Source organism: Rhizobacter sp. P3_B12 (assembly GCF_056402895.1).
In genome coordinates, this window is sequence record NZ_JBFUGN010001223.1 from 1 (window position 1) to 1,602 (window position 1,602).

General features: G+C 58.3%; 2 protein-coding genes. One reads left to right on the forward strand and one right to left on the reverse strand.

The features are described from left to right. Positions 1 to 205: DUF4129 domain-containing protein (locus tag AC1D01_RS33975; protein ID WP_477873866.1), on the forward strand; the 205-nt coding region annotated here is incomplete at its 5' end. Between the two features lie 534 nt (positions 206 to 739). On the opposite strand, the gene AC1D01_RS33980 is transcribed toward AC1D01_RS33975, so the two are convergent. Next, on the reverse strand, positions 740 to 1,602 hold an 863-nt coding region (locus AC1D01_RS33980), incomplete at its 5' end, for a hypothetical protein (protein ID WP_477873867.1).

Below are 1,602 nucleotides of genomic sequence, written 5' to 3' on the forward strand. Positions count from 1 at the left end.
GGTGGGGCTGGTGGCGCAGCCGCATGACACGCCGCGCGGGCTGGCGGCTGCGGTCGAGGCGCGCTTCGGGCCGCGGGGCGCGGCGCTCGCCGTGCTGCTGCGCAGGTTCGACACGCAGCGCTACGGCCGCGATGCGCTCGCACGGCCTTCGGCACCCTGGTTGCGTGCAGTGCGTGCCGAGCTGAAGATGCTCACCAGAACTTGAGCACGAGGCGCTTGCGGCCAAGCGCCCAACGCGCCGAATTGCATCAAGTGTCAGGAAGAAGTCGTCTGAAGTAGTTCGCCGACTTTTATATCGAGAAGGCCACAACTCTAGCGGGATAATAGGAATCGCAGAGTCGCCTTCCAATTTCAATATTTCCCTCTCTCCCCGAGTTCTTTATAACATTCACATTCCCGTCTGCGGCCGTCAAGACATCGCTACAGAATGCCTTGACGACAACTTCATGACGAATACTGTTGGGGCCTGCCTCAAGCAACGGAAAGACTTTCCCAAACAGGGCGTCAATAGTGTCCCAGTGCCTCGAAGTGCTTTTGAGCCAATCAATATTCGAAGACACTGCACACCAGTGAGAATTTCGGGTGATTTCGACCTTCTCGGCCCCGAGTGAAAGGCAATCCGATACCAAAAGAGTTATGAGCTTCTCCTCAGTTGACCCATTGCCTTCCGGAAGATACATTTTTGGGTTGAGTCGAATGTAATCACACACGTCTCCGGCAAGTATTTGAAAAGACTTTGTCATGGTCGAATTTGCCCTTCCTTGCGTAGTGTCTCAAACAAAGGGAACGCACTGGGCGGGATAAAAAGCTCGCTTCCCGGTATCCGGCCACCAGTGCCTTGTGGAATCGGTCTGAAACCTGCGCCTGCGCCGATAAGAGCGTCGTAGGCGAAGACGGTCACTCCAAATGGAAGCACGGCAGGAGGGTTCCCGGCCCCACCACGGCGCCAAGCGAAGAATTCTGCCGCTGCAGGATTGTCTGCCAAGTAGAACCCAATCCCGCCGTCAACATGCTTTGAAATCGCAGTTTCAACCAGGAGTGGCGCCCCGCCAGCCAACGCCAAGGCGCTGTCACGATCCGTCCCGTGATAGAAGTTCAACCACTGCTCACGGTCGCGAGCAGCCTTGGCAGAAACAGCGGCGGTAGCGGTGGTCGTTGCGCCCGTCGACAACCCATCGGCGGCCTGCTGCAAGAACCCATAGGGCCCGGCCATCGTATTGCTACCTGGGACAGTAGTAGCAGCCTCCTGAACCAGGATCAACGTCGCCCCTGCGAAGACCGCGTAGATCGGTCCCGCAGGCCCCCCGGGAATGCGAAAAACCATGGGCTTGGGCGCTTGCATGACCAGCGAGCCACCCATCAGTGACCGCACATAGCCGCCGGCAAGCATCCGCTTGTTGTATTTGTCAATCTCCGCCCGGAGCACGGTCAGGCACGCACCGGTGCAGCCGGTATTCACAGCTCCACTGCCAGTGATTTCCACTTTCTTCATTTCCTGTGGTTTCGGCTGCGGTGGCAGAGGCTGCGACGGATGCTGATCGGGGTCCGGCAACGGCAGCGGCCAATTCCACTTCTTCTGCGTCAGCTCATTCGGATTCCACC